The sequence below is a fragment of the Haloarcula amylolytica genome (assembly GCF_049705545.1).
GTDB classification, from domain to species: domain Archaea; phylum Halobacteriota; class Halobacteria; order Halobacteriales; family Haloarculaceae; genus Haloarcula; species Haloarcula amylolytica_B.
The window spans coordinates 2169969-2187689 of sequence record NZ_JBNAMU010000001.1 but is presented as its reverse complement, the minus strand read 5'-3'; the positions used below and the strand labels follow the sequence as shown (position 1 = coordinate 2187689).

The 17721-nt window shown below is 63.9% G+C and carries 18 protein-coding genes; 8 read left to right on the top strand and 10 right to left on the bottom strand.

Features of this window, described 5'->3' with window-relative positions:
- Positions 1–12: 12 nt before the first annotated feature.
- Both ACOZ4H_RS11485 and ACOZ4H_RS11480 read left to right on the top strand, forming a co-directional pair.
- Positions 13–882: an SDR family oxidoreductase gene (locus ACOZ4H_RS11485; protein WP_424329399.1), complete on the top strand. Its 870-nt coding sequence runs from the start codon at positions 13–15 to the stop codon at positions 880–882.
- Positions 883–1029: 147 nt separating this feature from the next.
- Entirely contained in the window at positions 1030–3051 is a 2022-nt protein-coding gene (locus ACOZ4H_RS11480; protein ID WP_424329398.1) for an AMP-binding protein, read from the top strand.
- Here ACOZ4H_RS11480 and ACOZ4H_RS11475 read toward each other — a convergent pair whose 3' ends face one another.
- Both ACOZ4H_RS11475 and ACOZ4H_RS11470 read right to left on the bottom strand, forming a co-directional pair.
- On the bottom strand, positions 3052–4242 hold the full coding sequence (locus ACOZ4H_RS11475) for an MFS transporter (protein WP_424329397.1): 1191 nt from the start codon (positions 4240–4242) through the stop codon (positions 3052–3054).
- Positions 4243–4950: 708 nt separating this feature from the next.
- Complete coding sequence (locus ACOZ4H_RS11470) at positions 4951–5928, bottom strand: phosphoadenosine phosphosulfate reductase family protein (RefSeq protein ID WP_424329396.1); 978 nt, start codon at positions 5926–5928, stop codon at positions 4951–4953.
- A 136-nt stretch (positions 5929–6064) separates the two neighbouring features.
- Between ACOZ4H_RS11470 and ACOZ4H_RS11465 the strand changes: the two genes are divergently transcribed.
- Entirely contained in the window at positions 6065–6682 is a 618-nt protein-coding gene (locus ACOZ4H_RS11465; protein WP_424329395.1) for a stage II sporulation protein M, read from the top strand.
- Between the two features lie 80 nt (positions 6683–6762).
- On the opposite strand, the gene ACOZ4H_RS11460 is transcribed toward ACOZ4H_RS11465, so the two are convergent.
- A complete protein-coding gene (locus ACOZ4H_RS11460; protein WP_004516874.1) occupies positions 6763–7365 on the bottom strand; it encodes a DUF7110 family protein in 603 nt (200 codons plus the stop codon).
- 195 nt (positions 7366–7560) lie between these two features.
- Positions 7561–7893: a 2Fe-2S iron-sulfur cluster-binding protein gene (locus ACOZ4H_RS11455; RefSeq protein WP_424329394.1), complete on the bottom strand. Its 333-nt coding sequence runs from the start codon at positions 7891–7893 to the stop codon at positions 7561–7563.
- 184 nt (positions 7894–8077) lie between these two features.
- Between ACOZ4H_RS11455 and ACOZ4H_RS11450 the strand changes: the two genes are divergently transcribed.
- Positions 8078–9496, top strand: a complete 1419-nt coding sequence (locus ACOZ4H_RS11450; RefSeq protein WP_424329393.1) for a geranylgeranyl reductase family protein — start codon at positions 8078–8080, stop codon at positions 9494–9496.
- Positions 9497–9737: 241 nt separating this feature from the next.
- Positions 9738–10193 (top strand): type IV pilin, encoded by a 456-nt coding sequence (locus ACOZ4H_RS11445; protein WP_424329392.1) that lies wholly within the window; start codon positions 9738–9740, stop codon positions 10191–10193.
- 5 nt (positions 10194–10198) lie between these two features.
- Here the strand turns inward: ACOZ4H_RS11445 and ACOZ4H_RS11440 are convergent, their stop codons facing one another.
- Positions 10199–11470: an amidohydrolase gene (locus tag ACOZ4H_RS11440; protein ID WP_424329391.1), complete on the bottom strand. Its 1272-nt coding sequence runs from the start codon at positions 11468–11470 to the stop codon at positions 10199–10201.
- Positions 11471–11534: 64 nt separating this feature from the next.
- Positions 11535–11867 (bottom strand): 30S ribosomal protein S10, encoded by a 333-nt coding sequence (locus tag ACOZ4H_RS11435; protein ID WP_424329390.1) that lies wholly within the window; start codon positions 11865–11867, stop codon positions 11535–11537.
- Positions 11868–11962: 95 nt separating this feature from the next.
- Here ACOZ4H_RS11435 and ACOZ4H_RS11430 point away from each other — a divergent pair, with 95 nt between their 5' ends.
- Positions 11963–12394 (top strand): bis(5'-nucleosyl)-tetraphosphatase, encoded by a 432-nt coding sequence (locus ACOZ4H_RS11430; RefSeq protein WP_424329389.1) that lies wholly within the window; start codon positions 11963–11965, stop codon positions 12392–12394.
- A gap of 23 nt (positions 12395–12417) precedes the next feature.
- Here ACOZ4H_RS11430 and ACOZ4H_RS11425 read toward each other — a convergent pair whose 3' ends face one another.
- On the bottom strand, positions 12418–12789 hold the full coding sequence (locus tag ACOZ4H_RS11425; protein ID WP_424329388.1) for a hypothetical protein: 372 nt from the start codon (positions 12787–12789) through the stop codon (positions 12418–12420).
- A gap of 254 nt (positions 12790–13043) precedes the next feature.
- Between ACOZ4H_RS11425 and ACOZ4H_RS11420 the strand changes: the two genes are divergently transcribed.
- Positions 13044–14072 (top strand): DUF5787 family protein, encoded by a 1029-nt coding sequence (locus tag ACOZ4H_RS11420; RefSeq protein ID WP_424329387.1) that lies wholly within the window; start codon positions 13044–13046, stop codon positions 14070–14072.
- A 23-nt stretch (positions 14073–14095) separates the two neighbouring features.
- Here the strand turns inward: ACOZ4H_RS11420 and ACOZ4H_RS11415 are convergent, their stop codons facing one another.
- Genes ACOZ4H_RS11415 through ACOZ4H_RS11405 form a run of 3 tightly spaced genes read right to left on the bottom strand, consistent with a single transcriptional unit; the run spans position 14096 to position 16564 of the window.
- On the bottom strand, positions 14096–14575 hold the full coding sequence (locus ACOZ4H_RS11415; protein ID WP_004516865.1) for a DUF5797 family protein: 480 nt from the start codon (positions 14573–14575) through the stop codon (positions 14096–14098).
- A gap of 46 nt (positions 14576–14621) precedes the next feature.
- Complete coding sequence (locus ACOZ4H_RS11410; protein ID WP_424329386.1) at positions 14622–15857, bottom strand: ABC transporter permease; 1236 nt, start codon at positions 15855–15857, stop codon at positions 14622–14624.
- Positions 15857–16564 carry an ABC transporter ATP-binding protein gene (locus ACOZ4H_RS11405; protein WP_424329385.1) on the bottom strand — a complete coding sequence of 236 codons (708 nt, stop codon included), beginning with the start codon at positions 16562–16564 and terminating at the stop codon, positions 15857–15859. Before ACOZ4H_RS11405 ends, ACOZ4H_RS11410 begins: the two co-directional genes overlap by 1 nt.
- A gap of 116 nt (positions 16565–16680) precedes the next feature.
- On the opposite strand from ACOZ4H_RS11405, the gene ACOZ4H_RS11400 reads away from it, so the two are divergent.
- Positions 16681–17700: a LolA family protein gene (locus ACOZ4H_RS11400; protein ID WP_424329384.1), complete on the top strand. Its 1020-nt coding sequence runs from the start codon at positions 16681–16683 to the stop codon at positions 17698–17700.
- Positions 17701–17721 lie beyond the last annotated feature (21 nt).

Here is a 17721-nt window from a genome sequence, read left to right as displayed (position 1 = left end):
ACGTGTGACTGAATGGCATCCAGCACCTCTCACGAACGGCTCGAAGTCGAGTCCATCGACGAGTCCTCGATACTGTTCGTCAACGACGACCACTACACGAGCGACACTGTCTGTCTGGTGACCGGCGGCGGGTCGGGTATCGGCCGGGCGACGGCGCTGGCGATGGCCGCCAACGGGGTGACCGCCGTCGCCACCGATATCGACGAGGACGGCCTCGCTGAAGTCGCGGCGACCGCGGCGGACCTCGACCTCGATGGGACCGTCGAGACCGTGGCCGGCGACCTCGCGAGCGACGCGGATATCGAAACCATCGTCGAGACGGCCGCCTCCCACGGCACCGTGCGGTATCTCGCGAACATCGCCGGCCTCCAGCACATCGACGCCATCGAAGACTTCCCGATGGAGAAGTACGACCAGATGCACGACGTAATGCTTCGCGCCCCGCTCGCGCTTTCGAAGCGCGTCATCCCTCACATCCGCGGGACCGACGACGGCGTGGGTGCCATCGGGAACATGGCGTCGGTCCACGGCCACTACGTCACCTCGGATAAGGTGGCCTACAACGTCTCGAAGTTCGGCCTGCGGGGGCTGACGCAGTCTATCGCCGCCGAGGGCGGCGACGGACTCCGTGGGTTCTCCATCAGCACGGGCTACGTCAAAACGCCGCTGGTCGTCGGCCAGATTCCCGACACCGCCGAGCAGCGGGGCATCAGCGTCGACGAGGTCATCGACGACGTGATGCTGGGCCAGGCCCGGGTCAAGGAGATGATGGACCCCATCGACGTGGCGAACCTCTTCGTGTTCGGCTTCTCCGGCCACGCCGACCATCTCAACGGCGGGGACCTGCTGTTCGACGGCGGCATGACAAAGACCTACGAGTGAGAATCCAGCGTATGAATATGAACCACAGCGGTCGGCGATTCCCGCGCTGTCGGGGCGAGTCCTCGAGACTCCTGACCAGGCGTCCCGGCCGCCGAGCCACGGCAAATGTTTGTACCTTGCCATCAAACACTACAAATTACTGACGCTATGAGCGACCAAACCCACGAGGACTCCATCGTCCACGAACCGAGCCATGCGTTCGTCGAATCGACGAACGTCTGGGAGTTCATGCAGGAATACGACATCGACAACTACGACGAACTCATCGAGCGAACGACCACGGACCTGCCGGACGAACCCGACTCGGGCGTCGACTGGTTCTGGGACGTGCTCCCCGAGTACCTCGACATCGAGTTCTTCGAGGCGTACGACGAGGTCCGAGACAGTAGTGACGGGCCGCAGTTCACCGACTGGTACGCCGGTGGGACCATCAACGCCGCCCACAACGTGCTGGACCGCCACGCGGCGCGGGACAGCCCCACTCGAAACACGGTCGCGCTCATCTGGGAGGGCGAACCCGGCGACGTGCGGGAGGTCACGTACCACGAACTGAATCGGCAGGCAAGCAAGGTGGCGAACTACCTGGAATCCGTCGGCGTCGGCACCGGCGACACTGTCGGCTTGTACATGCCGATGGTCCCCGAGGTGGCGTCGATACTGTACGGCTGTCTCAAGGTCGGTGCAATCGCCGTACCGATCTTCTCCGGGTTCGGCGTCGACGCGACGGCGACGCGCATCGCCGACGCGGAGTGTTCCGTGCTGTTCACCGGCGACGGCTTCTACCGCCGGGGCTCCGGCGTTCACCTCAAAGCCACCGCCGACGAGGCCATCGAACAGGCCGGCGAGGAACTGGGCACGACGCCGGTCGAACACACCGTGGTCTACGACCGCCTCGGTGTCGCCGACGACCCCGACGAGACGATTCGCTGGACCCGCCGCGACGAGTGGTGGGAGGACGCGATAGAGACCGCCGACGACGAGTACGCGGCGAAGGAACTCCCGAGCAACCAGGAGTCGATGCTGCTGTACTCCTCCGGGACGACCGGGAAACCGAAGGGCATCGTCCACACGCACGCCGGCGCGCTCATGCAGGCGGCCAAGGAGATCTACTTCGGCTTCGACCACAAGCCGAGCGACCGCTTCTTCTGGGTGAGCGACATCGGCTGGATGATGGGCCCCTGGACGCTGCTCGGGAACCACGCCTTCGGCGGGACCGTCTTCATGTACGAGGGCGCGCCGGACCACCCCGAACCGGACCGCTTCTGGGAGATGATCGACCGCCACGACATCACCACCTTCGGCGTCTCGCCGACCGCAATACGGGCACTCCGAAAGAAAGGGGACGAGTGGCTGGAGGGCCACGACCTCTCCAGCCTCCGGTTGCTGGGCTCGACCGGCGAACCCTGGGACGCCGAGAGCTGGCTCTGGTTCTACGAGCACGTCGGCAACGAGGACTGCCCAATCATCAACATCTCCGGCGGGACCGAGATCATGGGCTGTTTCCTCATGCCGATGCCGATTCAGTCGCTCAAGCCCTGCACGCTCGGCGGTCCGGGACTGGGGATGGACATCGACATCGTTGATTCCGATGGCGAATCAATCGCCGACACCCACGAGCGCGGCTATTTGGTCGCCAGGGACTCTTGCCCGTCGATGACCCGGTCGCTCTGGTCGGGCGACGAGCGCTACCTGAACGAGTACTGGTCGACCTGGGACGACGTGTGGGACCACGGCGACTGGGCCCAGAAAGACGAGGACGGCCTCTGGTTCCTCCACGGCCGAGCGGACGACGTGCTCAACGTCGCCGGGCGGAAGGTCGGGCCGGCGGAGGTCGAGGGCGCGGCGATGGAACACGAGGCCGTCAATCAGGCCGCCGCCGTCGGAGCGCCGGACGACACCACCGGCACTGCCGTCGTCCTCTACACCGTGCTGGAGCCCGGCTACGAACCCGACGACGACCTCCGAGACGACATCCGCACCGCCGTCGGAGAGGAACTCGGAAAGCCCTTCCGGCCCCGCGAGGTGCTGTTCGTCGATGAGTTCCCCAAGACACAGAGCGGGAAAATCATCCGCCGGGCAATCGCCGGCGTCTACCGCGGCGAGGACCTGGGCGACATGTCCAGCATCGAGAACCCCGCGGCGCTGGACGAGGTCCGCGAGGCGTCGTAGTCAGCCCCCGACGGCGCCCTCGGCCGGCTTCTCCAGCCGTAACAGTCCGGGCAGTGCGAGCACCGCGAGGACGACCTCTGTCCCGCCGGCCACGAGGAACGCGACTGGGTAGCCGAAGGCCCCTGCAACGGTGCCGCCGACGATGATACCGGCAAGGAAGCCGACGCTGCCGAAGATGTTGAACCCGGCCATAGCGGTCCCGCGCTCCGTCTCGCCGGCGAGGTCCGAGACGAGCGCCATCGTCGCCGGGGCCATCAGCGCGCCGATGATACCGGTCAGCACCATCCCTGCACCGGCGATAGTGACCGTCGGAGCCTGCCCGACGCCGATAACTGTGAGCCCGTACAGCACAGACCCGACGACGATGGGAGCGGTTCGGCCGATGCGGTCAGAGAGCACGCCAAAGGGGTACTGCAGGAGGGCGAACGGCCCGAAAAACAGTGCCAGCATGACGCCGGTTTCGCCGGGCCCCAGTTCGAACGTCTCCCTGAAATAGAGGGTCCCGACGAGCGCGAAAAAGCCCGCGGTGAGCCGGTCGATAAACCCGAAGGCGTACGGCACGCCGAGCGTCGGCCGCTGTTTGAGCCCGGACACGGTCGCAGCCAGGCCCGACCGCCCGTCCGACGGTGCGCGGTCGGTCACGAGCAGGGCGGCCACTGCGACGACGAGCGACAGCGCGCTCGCCACGTACAGCGGGAGCGTCGTCTGGATTTCGTACAGTTGGCCGCCGAGTGGCGCGCCGAGCGCCGTTCCGCTGCCGATAGCGATGCCTGCCGCTCCCATGTTCTTGCCGTGGCCGCCGCCGAGGTCCATCAGCATCGTCATCGCCAGCGAGAACGCCGCGATGGTGGCCCCGCCCTGGAGCGCTCGCAGGACTAGCACGCCCGCAAACGGGAGCGAGACAGCGCCGGGGAGCCACGCGATGAGGGCGTACAGCACTCCGCCTGCGCCCGCTCCACCGACGATGAACGGCGTGCGCCGTCCGGTGGCGTCGCTGAGCACCCCCCACACGCCAGCGAAAACGACGAAAGCCCCGAACTCAGCGGCGAGGAACCACATGCTCGCATTCAGGTCCGTGGTCGCACCCAGCCTCCGGACGAGTCTGTCGACACCCGGATACAGCAGGACCTGCGCGAGCAAGACAGCGAAGATAACGCCGGCGAGAACCCCCCGATCTGTGCGGTCCGTCACAGACGACGATACAGCGAGCCGAGAAAAATAGATGTCGGACCCGAACACGAGACCCTAATCGTAGGATCCCACAACTATCGACCACAGAACGTCGCAGCCGCTAACTCGGGCCAAACCGCCTTACTCAGCGCTATGCGGCGGAACGAAACCGCAGTTCGAACAGCCGTTGTGCTTCGTCGTCTGGTAACTCAGTTCCGCCCCGCAGTTTGGACAGTTATACTGGTCTGAACTCATTCACCTACTCGTATTGTTCGACAGTACCTAAACCTTTCCTCGACAATCGTCTATAATATTTTTTCAGTCGGATTTCAGGCAGTAGCGTGGCTTAGACTGGCGTTGGCCTGTCGACGGGCCAGCTAATTGCGCCGTTCAGGAAGGGTGAACAAGGCCCTGGAACGGGTACAGGTCGATGCGTGTAGCCGTTGTCGTGCATGCAACGGCAGACGTGTATGCTCTGGAAGTTCGACCGCACAGGACCCGGGATAGCTGTCGTCGCAGTTTACATCGACTCCTGTCGAAGTGTTACAGTGATAACACTCGACGCTGATCCAGGGTTCTGAGTTTCGGATCAGCAGCTACCCACAATCGGTAGTTTCGTTCGATATGCGGATTCAGATGTAGTGTTTCCCATCTATCCGCTGAGATGCACATCATTACCGAGACAACAAAAGAAACGACGAGACGGAAACAGCGTGGTTCCGCGTCCGTTTACATGTAGCCGAGGTCGCGCAGGCGCTCCATCAGGTCTTCTTTGTCCTGGGCGCGGCCGGCGCGCTCGGTCGTGTTCTCCATGTCCTGTAGCCAGGCGGGCTCCTCGGCGGACTTGTCGGTGCTGACCTCGCTCCCGAGCGAGCGGAACCCGGCGAAGTACTTCGGCGAGACCGGCACGTCTTCCTTCTCGATGCCCTCGGGCAGGTCGTCCTGGCCCTGCGGGACGTAGCCCTCGTCCGGGTAGCCTTCGACCGTGTCCGGGACGACGAAGTTCCAGAAGGCCTCCCACACGTCGGCTTCCGCGAACTGGAGAATCGACTGGATGCGGTCGTGCGGCGGGTAGATGTCCGGGTCGTGACGCGGCGAGAAGAACGTCTCGTCGGCGCGGGACTCCTGTTCGTCCCAGCGAATGCCCGACAGAATGCCGTCGACGTCGTGCTCCTCGATAGTGTCGTTGAGCGCCACCGTTTTCAGGAGGTGGTTGCCGACGTAGGTGTCGAGCAGGAACGGGAACGTGTCCTCCTCGTATTCGAGGATGTTCCGAATGTGGTGCTGGTTGTGCTCCGAGAGTTCGTCGACGGGGATGTCGTCACCCGGTTCGAGACCGTTCTCGTCGACGTAGTTGCCCACGTCCTCGTTGCGCGCCCAGATGACGTCGAGGTCCCACTCGTCGGCCCAGTGCTCGACGAAGTCGATGAGTTCGTCGAAGTGCTGGTAGTGGTCGATGAAGACGACCGGGGGTACTTCGAGGTCGAAGCGCTCGGCGACTTCCTTGACGAAGTACAGCGTCAGCGTCGAGTCCTTGCCGCCGGTCCACATCACGACAGGGTTCTTGTACTGTTCGAGGCCGGTCTTCGTGACCTCGATAGCCTTCTCGATCTTGTGGTTGACAGTCGGGTACTCCTCAGGGGATTCACCCTCTCCGTCAGTGTAATCAACGTCCAGATAGTCCGGGAACTCTGCTGATTCGGACATAGTGTAATGAGATATAATTACGAACGGCAAGTACTTTTTGGATGTTCGACAGGTGTGTGAGGCGGTGGCAAATGGGACGCTGTTCGTGCGTTGCCCGGTCACTCGGGTTTTTTGTCGCCGGCGCGGAAGGCGTGGTATGGACGACCGCCCAGGCCTTCCAGCCCGTCTCTTTCACCGCTGGCTGTTGCGCTATGTCCCCGTGGCCGCGCTGATACTGTTTGTCAGTGTCCTGGTCGGATACGGGCTCGGCAGCCAGGTACCTGCCGAATGGCTCCAGAACCCGGGAACGACGGGCGAAAACCCGTTTATGCCGGCCGAGCTGACGACCCTCTCGCTGACGGTTAACAACCTCGGCGCGTTGCTCGTGATGGCACTCGGCGCTATCTCGCTCGGCGCGATGACGGTGCTGTCACTGGTCTTGAACGGCCTCCTCATCGGCGTCGTCGTCGGTATCGCACTCAAACAGGTCTCCCCTGTCGTTGTCGCTGCGCTCATCGTCCCCCACGGCCTTATCGAGATCCCCGCGTTGCTCATCGTCGCCGCCGTCGGGCTCCGGTTCGGGTGGCGCACGATCCAGTACATCCGCGGTCGCACGAACGAACTGGTCACCGGACAGGATATTCGGGAAGCCGGGTGGCTGCTTGCGACGGCCGCCGTGCTCATCGTGATCGCGGCCTACATCGAAGCAAACCTCACACTCGAAATCGCGTCACGGTTTACCGACGCTGATCTCTCAGGTATCACGACGGCGTAGCGGCTCGGAGCAGCCGCTAATCGATATTGAGCTACGGCTTGAGAACCTCGGATCAGTGACCGGACGCTACGTAAACCGCGTTACGAGATGAACTCGTTGTCGCGCCAGTTGACGCCCTCTTCTTCCTCGCCGTCGCGGGGCTCCTCTGCAACGTTGATCGCAGCGGGTCGCTCTTCCCCGTCGACGATGCGGACAGCTTCGAGTTCCTCGTCGACCGCCGCAATCGCGGTCAGTGTCCCCTTCTCGGCGACTTTCGCGATGTCACACAGGACCTCGAACATCGCGTACTGGAGTGCGGTGTTCTGGAGCACGGTCTCGCGGTCGCCCTTGAAACAGGCGTACTCGACGAGTTCGGACTCGATCTCTTCCTCTTCCTCTTCGAGCGCGCCCCACTGGGGGCCGCCGCCGGAGCTTCCGGTACTTGCGGCCCCGGGCGGGCCCATCTCGTCGGGGTCCTCCTCGTACACCCGGTTCTCCGTGACGCTGGCCTTGAGCTGGGCCGTCGGGGTGTACTTGCTCATGGAGTCGTCCTTGGCGACGGCGCTGACGATAAGGGTATTATTTCGACGGGTGATGTCGATGTCAGCGATTTCGGGGGGAAGGTCCGGATCCTCGAAGAAATCGTAGGCGTCTTCCAGTGGCAGTTCAAGTGTCGAGTGGAGTCTGTATACGCGGCTGGTCATGGTTGGGGAAGCGTGTATCAGTCGTCGAAGGCCGTCCGCTGACGCTGTAGTCACTACTCTGTAGGGGCCACTTGCTTATATGACCTGTCCTTCATTCGCGGTTTCGCCGCTCTATATCAGGCCGTCTCTGAGCCGTATGTTAAAGGTATTTAGAGAGCCTCTAGCAGGAAATATGTTAGCGGTATTCAGTGCCTACTAGTCGTCCGCAGGTGTGGGGTCTCCGCCCTCCGGGCTGACGTCCCCTTCGATACTGGGTGGGTATTTCCCGCGGTCGAGTTTCAGGTCCGACTGCGGCCGCGCCATGCAAGTCAGTGCGTAGTTCTCGCGTTCCCGGTCGGTCAGTCCGCGGGCGGCAGGCTGCGTGACCGACCCCTCAATGATTTCCGCCGAACAGGCCAGGCACATCCCCACGCGGCAGGAGTACTCCTGGGCGATACCCTCCTCGATACACCGCGAGAGAATCGTCTCCTTTTCGGAGACGGTGATCTCCTCGCCCGTCCCCACAAACGTCACCGTGTACTCGGTCATGCTCGGCCCTTTGACACCCCCCAGCAAAACTCTTTATCACCGCTGTCCCTGAAAGGGACGGACTGCTGTAAGTCATTGCTGCATCGCGCACTCATAGTCGGCCGTTCGTCGCGGGAAACAGTTCCAGCAGTCCGTAAAACCGATAGTCGGAATAATTTTCTCTCTCCGGGCAGGACGGGAGTGCATGACCACACACCAGGACGGCAACGCCGGCGGAGCGTCGGCAACTGCACGGACCGTTTCCGTGGACGTTGTCGTCGTCGGGGCCGGGACATCCGGCTGTTACGCCGCCGCGACCGTCGCGGACGCGGGCTACGACGTCGTCGTCGTGGAGCGCAAAGACGAGACCGAGGCCGGCCACATCGCCTGCGGGGACGCGCTGAAGGGGGCCAGTGACTTCCCCGAGGCCATTCCGAAGTCCCAGCTCGAACCGGCGTTTACGAACACGGACGTCGACCACGGCCGGTTCGAGATTCCACAGGAGGACACCGTCCTCGAAATCCCCGTTCCGGGTGAACTCGCTGTCATCGACCGCTGGGAGTACGGTCGCTGTCTCATCGAGGGCGCGTCCGACAGCGGCGTGGAGTTCCACTACGACACCGTCGTTCAGGACGTGTTGCAGGACGACAGCGGTCGCGTGACCGGCGTGAAAGCCATGCGGAAGGGCGACCCTGTCACCTACGAGGGCGATATCGTCATCGACGGAGCCGGCGCGCTGTCGATCCTCCAGGACAAGACCGACCTCGAAGACGCGACCTTCGACACGAACGTCCAGTACTCGCAGTTCTGCTCGGCGTACCGGGAGATTATCGAGGTCGACGAACCGGTCGAGTGGGACGACGCGCTCGTCTTCAAGCCGACCGAGCGCTCCGCCGGCTACCTCTGGTACTTCCCGCGCACGGACACGGAGATCAACGCCGGCCTCGGCTTCCAGATGAACGAGGAGCCGATGGAACTGGTGGATGACCTCAAGCGCGACCTCCAGGGCCGAAGCGAGTTCGAGGGCGCGGAGGTACAGGACAAACTCGGCGCTGCGCTACCGACGCGTCGGCCGTACGACTCCGCCGTCGCGCCCGGGTTCATGGCCGTCGGCGACGCCGCCGGACACGTCAATCCGACTACCGGCGGCGGTATCGCCGGTGCGGCCTACGCCGGGACCTACGCCGCCGAACAGGCTATCGAGGCTATCGAATCCGGCCGAACGGACGACGAATCCGCGCTCTGGGAGTACAACGAGCGCGTGATGGACCACTTCGGCGCCCGGTACGCGGCGCTTGACGTGTACAACATCTTCACCACCGCCTACGACGTGGATGACTTGATGGCGCTACTGGCCGCGCTACCCGGCGAGAAGCTCGCCGAGGCGCTGTACGGTGGCTCGACCAGCATCGGACTCGGACTCAAACTCAAGATGGCGGTCAAGAGTATCGGCCACTGGGGGACCATCCGGGACCTCTACCAGACGAAGAAAGCCGCCGACCGGCTGCTGGAGCACTACGAGTCCTACCCCAGCGACCGCAGCGGCTTCGAGGCTTGGCAGCGCGAGCGCGACTCCATTATGGACGATATCTACGACGTCACTGGCGCAGAGCCCAAGTACTGATTCGGCGGTTCGTTGCGTTTTCCGGCTGATTCTGACATTCCGGTATGGGTTCGCCAGCGGCTGATACAGCGTCTTGGTTCGAACTGGATAGTAATCGGTTAAAATACGAACTATACATTTGAACAACAAGTTTTATTATATAACAACATGATATCCAATTGAAGTCACTCAGGGATCGGTCGACCGGGGGGTCACCGAGACGGAGACAGCGTGTCGACCGTCGCCCGAGTGGGGGTCAATCATGCTAGCACGCAGATTTCAATCCGACGACAGTGCAGTCTCACCAGTTGTGGGCGTCATTCTAATGGTTGCAATAACAGTGCTGTTGGCGGCGACAGCAGCGACGTTTTTCCTCGATTTCGGTTCGGGTAGCCTGGGCCAAAACACGCCACAGGCGGCGTTTACGTTCGACTACGACGCCGGGAGTCCCGACAGCCTGACAATCGAACACCGGAGCGGCGACTCCATTCGGGCCGGGAGTCTGTACATCACCGTGAGCGGGGCGTCAACCGCCAACGGACAGCACGATTTCACGAGTATCAGCGGCGCACCGGCAGCGGGATCGAAAATCACGGCTGGGTCACGGGTAGAGTTTTCGAGGCCCTCACTCGACCTCTCTGAGGCGGCAGTCACGCTGAACTGGAAATCACCGGACAGCGACAAATCTATCCAACTTGCCAGCTGGGAAGCGCCGTAGCGGACTCACTCGCTCAATTGTCGGACTGTCTCGCTGACGACGTCGATACCGATGGCCAGTGAGTCCTCGTCGACATCGAACGTGGGGGTGTGGTGGCCGCCGGGATGGTCGGTGCCGATTCCGACGAACGTCGCCGTGCCGCCGTGGTCCTGCACGCGGTCCATCAGATAGGTCGCATCCTCGCTCCCGCCGAGATCGTCGGTCCGGAGGCGGCTGGTGACGCCGGGAACTGATTCTGCCGCGTCGTACACGACGCTCGCAAGCGCGTCGTCACTCACTGCGCTCGGCGCTTCCGCTGTCGTCTCGATGGCGACTTCGCAGTCGTGCATCTCTGCCGCGGACGACATGACGGTGTCCGCCCGATCGCTCATGTACTCCTTGAGGTGAGTCGTCTCGCCGCGGACCTCCCCTTCAAGCGTCGCTTCTTCGGGGACGATATTCGTCGCTGTGCCGCCCGCAACGACCCCGGCGTTGACCCGCGTCGCCCCGTCGCCGTGCCGACGAATCGCGTGGAGGTTCTGTACGGCCGTGGCGAGCGCCTGGACAGCGTCCCGTCCCTGTGCCGGGTGGCCCCCGGCGTGGGCTGTCTCACCGGTGAACGTCGCTTTGAACTGCCGAACGGCGAGGAAGCCGCCGACCCCGGCGACGATTTCACCGGTCGGATGATCGAGACCGATGTGTATCGCCAGCAAGTGATCCACGTCATCGAGGTGGCCGCTTTCAGCGACGGCCTTCCCGCCGCCGATGACCTCTTCGGCCGGTTGGATGACGAGTTTGAACGTTCCGCGGAAATCGCTCTCTTTCACTGCCTCCAGCACGCCGAGACCAATCGTCGCGTGGGCGTCGTGCCCGCAGGCGTGCATGTACCCCGCATTCGCTGAGCGAAATCCCTCTGATGCCGGGGCGTGTGCCGCGCTATCTGACTCCGTTATCGGAAGTGCGTCGATGTCGACCCGGAGCGCGACGGTCGGTCCTTCACCCTGTTCGAGCACAGCGAGGGCACCAGTGAATCCCCCATCGACGGCCTCCAGCACGTCCTCGCGGGCACCGGCGTCTCGGGCCTTCCGTTGCCAGTCTTCGAGTTCGTCGTCGTCGGGGACCGCCATCCGCGCGTCGCCGTCCACGACAGCCTGACCGATATGCAACTGGTCGACCCCGATCCGTTCGAGTTCGTCGACGATGCGGCTGGTGGTGTAGAACTCCCGCCACGCAGGTTCGGGGTAGCTGTGTAGCTCACGTCGGAGGGATCGGAGCCGCTCCTGTTGGGCCTCGTTCATGCCGGCAAAACGACCCACAGTTACTTATAAGAAACCGCAGAAGCGGACGACAGCCGGTCCGTGGTTACGATCCGCTGCCGACCTGCGTCCGCTGTTCGACGCCGGCCTCGACGTGGATGGCGTTCGGGAAAGTCCGCTGAGTGACTGTGCGGGCGAACTCCTCGTACCCGACAATCTCTATCGTTCGGGTGTAGACGGTGTGGGTCCAGGACTCGAAGCGGCCGCCGCTCGGCCCCAGCGACTTCGATTGTGGAATCCGCAGCTCCTGTGGTTGCTTCGGGTGCGGGCCTTTCAGTTCGACCCCCTTCTGCTCGGCGCTCTGTTTGATTTCTGTGACAACGTCGTCGAGCCGGTGTCGGTCCCCGCTCGTGAAGGTCAGCGTCGTGACGAAGGGCATCTGTAGACGAACACTCAGCCGCGAGTGACAAAAGGCCATCTGTTTCCGCTGTGTCTCCGATATTCTCTTAAGTAGCGGTGTCATAAAATCCGATAATGATAGAGGCCACGAGCGCGGGAGCCATCCTCTTTCGCGATACGCGTGGCCGGCGGGAGTACCTCCTGCTCAAGAGCCGACCCGGCGATTGGGAGTTCCCCAAGGGCGGCGTCGAGGGCGAGGAAGAGCTCCAGCAGACCGCCATACGCGAAGTGAAAGAGGAGGCCGGCATCGGTGATTTCCGGCTTTTAGACGGGTTCCGCGAAGACTACGACTACGTGTTCGAGGCGAACGGCAACACCATCCACAAGACGGTCCACCTGTTCGTCGCGAAGTCGTTTGAAGCGTCAGCCGAACTGTCCACAGAACACCGCGACCTGCAGTGGCGCGACTACGAACAGGCCATCAACACGGTCACGCAGGACGGCCCCCGCGAGATACTCGAACAGGCACACGAGTTCCTCGACGAACGAACGGACGACGAGGAATAACGGAAGCCGAGGGAACTCGTTTGTCAGACCGCGACGCCGGCGAGTAGCAGCGCTGCTACCGTCGCGTTGCCCATGCCGACCACGAAGCTTCCGACGACAGCGGCAAAGATGATGAACAGCACCGGAATCCCCAGCAGTGCGAGCGCGATAATGATTTTCGCGCCTGTTTCCCCGCCGAGTTCGACCGCGACGATGCCGAGAATTCCGACAAGGATGACCGCCCACGCCTCCCAGGCCCCCTGTTCCCGGGCGGTGCCGTTGGACGTTTTGATGTAGAAGTAAGCGGGAACGGCGAGTCCGATTGGGAACGTCAACACCGCGACGATGCCTGCCGCGATCCACTGTAGCGTCGTGTACTGGTCAAATATCCCATTACTCCCGGCCCCAGCGCTCATACCGCACCCCCGTCGGCTTCGCTGGGCGCCCTATTCTCTGTCGGTCGGTACGCTGTAGCGGTACCAGCGCTTTCTGGTGTGCTGTCTTCGGACCTATGACGTATCATGTGTAACCGACGATTTGTTTCTGAAGGGATTACATAAATAATTGGGTTGTGTTACCGAACGAAAACGGTCGCTGGAGGACCCCATCGCGGACGGAGGCTCCGGTGTCGTAACAAAGGGTTTTGGTCCGAACCCGACAACGACTGTTCGTGCCCGTCGACTCCGAGTTCGCCTTCGAACTGTCCGTCTGCCAGTGGGCCGAGCGAGCGTGGTCGCCGTCCGACGACGCGGCGGTGCTAGTCGCCAGACAGTTCGGGACGAAACACCGCCGCTGGGACACGATTGTACTGGAGTGTGACCCCGACGGACTCCGCGAGCGAGCGCAATTCGGCGGAGACGCGTTCGACTCGGACCTCCTGCACGTTCTACAGAACGCGCCGGCCGACTGGACGTACTACCGCGACGCGCTGCCTGACCCGGGCTATCCGTGGCGGTACGTCCGGGAGTCGATTCACGAGGCGGCCGACCGGGACGCCATCGAGACCCGAAAGCGGGGCAACCGCATCGAAATCCGTCGGGTGCGCCCCTATCCCGACTGGCTCCGGCGGATCATCGCCATCGAGAACAAGCCCGATCTGACGGCCAGCGCCGCCAGGAACCTCGTCCCGCAACTGGAGCGGGACATCGCACTGTCGCTGGCCGACGAGGTGTGGGTCGCGACGGCGACGACCGACGAGCGCGTGGAACCGGTCCTGCTGGCGGACCTGCCCGCGGCCGCCGGCGTGCTGACTGTCGACCCCGAGTCCGGCACGGCCGAGGCGGTCTGGCAACCGCGGTCGCTGTCAGTGACCGACCCCGGAACGCGCATTCTGGACCGACCGGACGACGACACCAGCGCGGCGCGGTTCGAGTACGCGAGTCCTCATTGGAAGCAAGAGCGGCGGCTCGCCATCGCCGAACGGGCGTACGCTCGCGGCTGGCGCGCGTACGCGGACACGATGCGCCCCGACTGCAGGCACTTCGAACTAGATGCCGACGAGACTGGCGTGTATCCTCACTGCGCCGCGAAAGACTGTCTGCCGACAGCGGCGGAGTGTCGGGGCCAGTGCCCGTTCTACGAGCCGGAGCCGCCAGTGTGGCGGTCGATGGAGTGGCCGCTTGAGGGCGGGCCGGGCAAGGCAATACAGCGGGTGTTAGCGCGGCGACGACGCCGCCAGCGGCCGGGGCTGCCGGAGTAACGGACCGATACCGCGACCCGGACTTATTCTTCGGATAGCTCGATGTCGAGTTCGTCCCGGGGAACGGCCAGTCTAAACGTCGGCACCGTCTTCTCGACCGTCTCCACGATACCCTTGTCTGCGAGGCTGCGAAGCGCGGAGCGAACGTCGTCGGTGTCACGATCCTCGCCGACCTCGCGAAGGGCGTGTAACACGGCAACGACGCTCTGGCTTTCCTCGTCTGGTCCGGCAATCACGTCGACGATAGCCTGCTGGAGCGGGGTGACCGTCACCGTCTGTATCCGTTCGGAGTCCTCACCGTCGATGAGCGTCGTCGCCTCCGGCGTCGCACAGATGAGGCTGTTGTCGTTGCGGTAGTAGTACTCCTTGAGTTCGGATTCGAGGTACTGGTGGACCTCGCTCCCGCTGTCCATGTCCCAGCGTTCCTGTAGCTCGCCGTTTTTCGTCGGCTGGAGTTCGACGATGTCGGCAAGCCGTTCGCGGGCCTCCTCCGAGAGGGTCATCGCCCGACGGTACGATGACCACGTATTTCGGTGTTCTGAATCCCGCTCACTCGTGTCTGAGCGCGTCGATGGGATCGACCCGCGCCGCTCGCCACGCCGGGTAGAGGCCGGCGACGACGCCGACCAGCACGCCCACGCCGACTGCAAGCGCCATCCACAGCGGCGCGAGCGAGAACGCGACCTCGGCGTACCGGGTCGCACCGTAGCCGACGACCAGGCCGAGCGGGACGCCGAGAAGCGAGCCGATAGTCCCGAGCAGTGCGGCCTCGACGAGGAACACCTGCATCACGTCGCGGTTGCGCGCCCCGACGGCTTTCATGATGCCGATTTCGCGGGTCCGTTCGGTGACGCTGACGAGCATCACGTTGGCGATGCCGATAGCGCCGACGACCAGTGCGATGACGGCGATGCCGGTGACGAAGCGCGTGATGCGCTCGATGACGTCACTGATCTCCTCGACGAAGTCGTTGCCCGAGCGAGCGACCAGTTCCGTGTCGTCGGCCGACAGCGACCGAGCGTCCGCGTCGCCGGAGATGTACGCCTGAATCGCCGACTGCGTCTCCGGAATCGCCCGCGGGTCGACAACGAGCGTCACCTGCGGGTACGCGCGCTGCCGCACGCCCGCCGACGGGCTCTCGACGACCGAGTCGTAGAACGGGTCAATGGGGACGTACACCCGCGGCTGGCGGGCGAACTCTCTGACCGGGACTTCGCCGCGGGTCCCGTTGACGACGCCGACGACGGTGACGTTCCGTTCGCTGCCGTCGGGCATCGTCATCGTGAGCCGCTCGCCGGTCGTGAGGTTCTGGGAGAACGATCCGGCCATGCGCTCGTTGACGACGACGGCTTCCTCGTCGGCCTCGAAGGAACGCCCCTCGACGAGGACGCCGTCGGTGATGCTGGCCGGCCGTGTCGCCGTGACCTGCTGTCTGGCGAGCGTCCGATTCCCGTGCTGTATCGATTGTGTCTGGACGATCCCGCGCGGGAGCACCGCCTGTACACCCTGGATTCCCTCTAACTGTTGAACGTCGTACTCCGTAAACACCGGCTGGAGCGTCCGGTCGAAGTCGTCGTCGCCCGACGGCGTCCCGAACACGTAGATGTTGCCCGCGTTCGACGTCTCGATGTCGCCGACGATTTCGGCCTCGACGCTGGCCCCGAACGTGGCGAAGGTGATGACCGAGGCAATGCCGATGACGACGCCGACGACTGTCAGCGCCGACCGGAGCTTGTGGGCCCTGATGGACCGGAGCGTGATGCGCACGCTCTCGCCAGTGTCCATCAGTGCTCGCCCCCGGAGACGTCTTCGACGGACTGGATGTGACCGTCTTCGACGTGGACGATGCGCTCCGCCCGCTCGGCGACGTGGCGCTCGTGGGTCACCAGCAGGAACGTGTTGCCCGCCGCGTGGAGGTCGTCGAACAGGTCGAGTATCTGTGCGCCGGTGTCCGTGTCGACGTTGCCGGTAGGCTCGTCGGCGAGAATCAACGCCGGGTCGGTCGAGAGTGCGCGGGCGATGGCGACACGCTGGCGCTGGCCGCCGCTGAGTTCTGCGGGGACGTGGTCAGTGCGGTCGGCGAGTCCCACGTCGGCGAGCAACGACTTCGCCCGCTCGCGGCGACGGGTGCGGTCCCAGCCGTCGAAGACGAGCGGCAAGGCGACGTTCTCCACCGCGGACAGTCGCGGCATGAGGTTGAACGTCTGGAAGACAAAGCCCACCTCGGTGCCGCGGATGTCAGCCCGTTCGGCTTCGCTAGCCGCCGAAACGTTCTGTCCATTGACGACGACCCGCCCCGACGACGGCGTGTCCAGCCCGCCGATGAGGTTCAGGAGCGTGCTCTTGCCGGAACCGCTCGGCCCCATCACCGCCGTGTACGACCCCGCCGACAGGTCCAGACTCACGTCGTCCAGCGCCGTCACCGTCCCGCCGAGGTCGTACTGCTTGCTGACGCCGTCGACGCGGACAGTCGTGTTCGCTGACTCGCTCACAGCCCGGCGTACGGACTGGACAGCAATGAGGGGTTCGCCGGGTGCAGATTCCGCCGGATACAGTCCGTTTTCTGACAAGAGGAACCCACTTACCACTCCAGTCCTAAGGCCGGGCAATGACAGCCGATACCGGACGGAGACTGGCTATCGTCGCGGTGTTCGTCACCATTGGACTACTGGCTGCTGGGGCGGTCGCCGGCGTGTCCGGCCTCAGCGAGATGGGGCAGCCGTCCGGCGACGACGTGCTCGACCGAACCGAGCAGCGGTACGATGCAGCCGAGACGATTACCGGGACGGCGACGGTGACCGTCGCGAACGATTCGGCGTCGAAGACAGCCGCGGTCGAGTACGCTGCCGCTGAGCCGAACAAGACGTGGGCCGCCGTCACGAGCGAGAACCGGTCCTACGAGATGGGGACGAACGGAACCGTCGTCTGGGCGGTCGGCGAGAACCAGTCCTACGGCCGCGAACTGCCCGGGGAAGCCGCGGCGATGAACGACACTACGGACCCGGTTCCTGAGGAGAACGTCACCGCGACGCTCCGGGGGACCGCCGAAGTCGACGGCGAATCGACGTACGTTCTCGATCTCGAACCGACCAACGAGAGCATCGACGCGCCGAACACGACGCTGTGGGTCGACACCGAGGACTACCGCGTCCACAAGCTGACCACCGACGACGGGACGAACCGAACGGAACTCACCGTCGAGGAGACGAACTTCAACGTCAGCATTGACGACAGCCAGTTCGCTCCACCGGCTGACCGGGTCGCCGTCACGACCGTCGAGAGGTACGACTCCTACGACGCGGCCCAGTCCGCGACGGACCTGGACCTGCCGAAGTACGAGAACGGGACGTTCGAAGAGGCACGGTACATCAGCCGGCCCGAGAGTACGGCTGTGGCCCAGCAGTACGACGCTGACGGGGAGAACGTGACAGTTCTGGCCGCTACCGGCGCGTCGAGCTACCTGGACGATACGGAGAACGGGACGGCAGTGCAGGTGAACGGGCAGAACGCGACCGCAATCGAGCGTGAGGATCGGGCCGTCGTCTACTGGACCGACGGCGATGTCACGACCGGGGTAGTCGTCGAGGGGACGACCGAGGAGGCCGTCGCCGCGGCTGAAGAACTGTAGCGACGCCCGCTGACTTTCTAC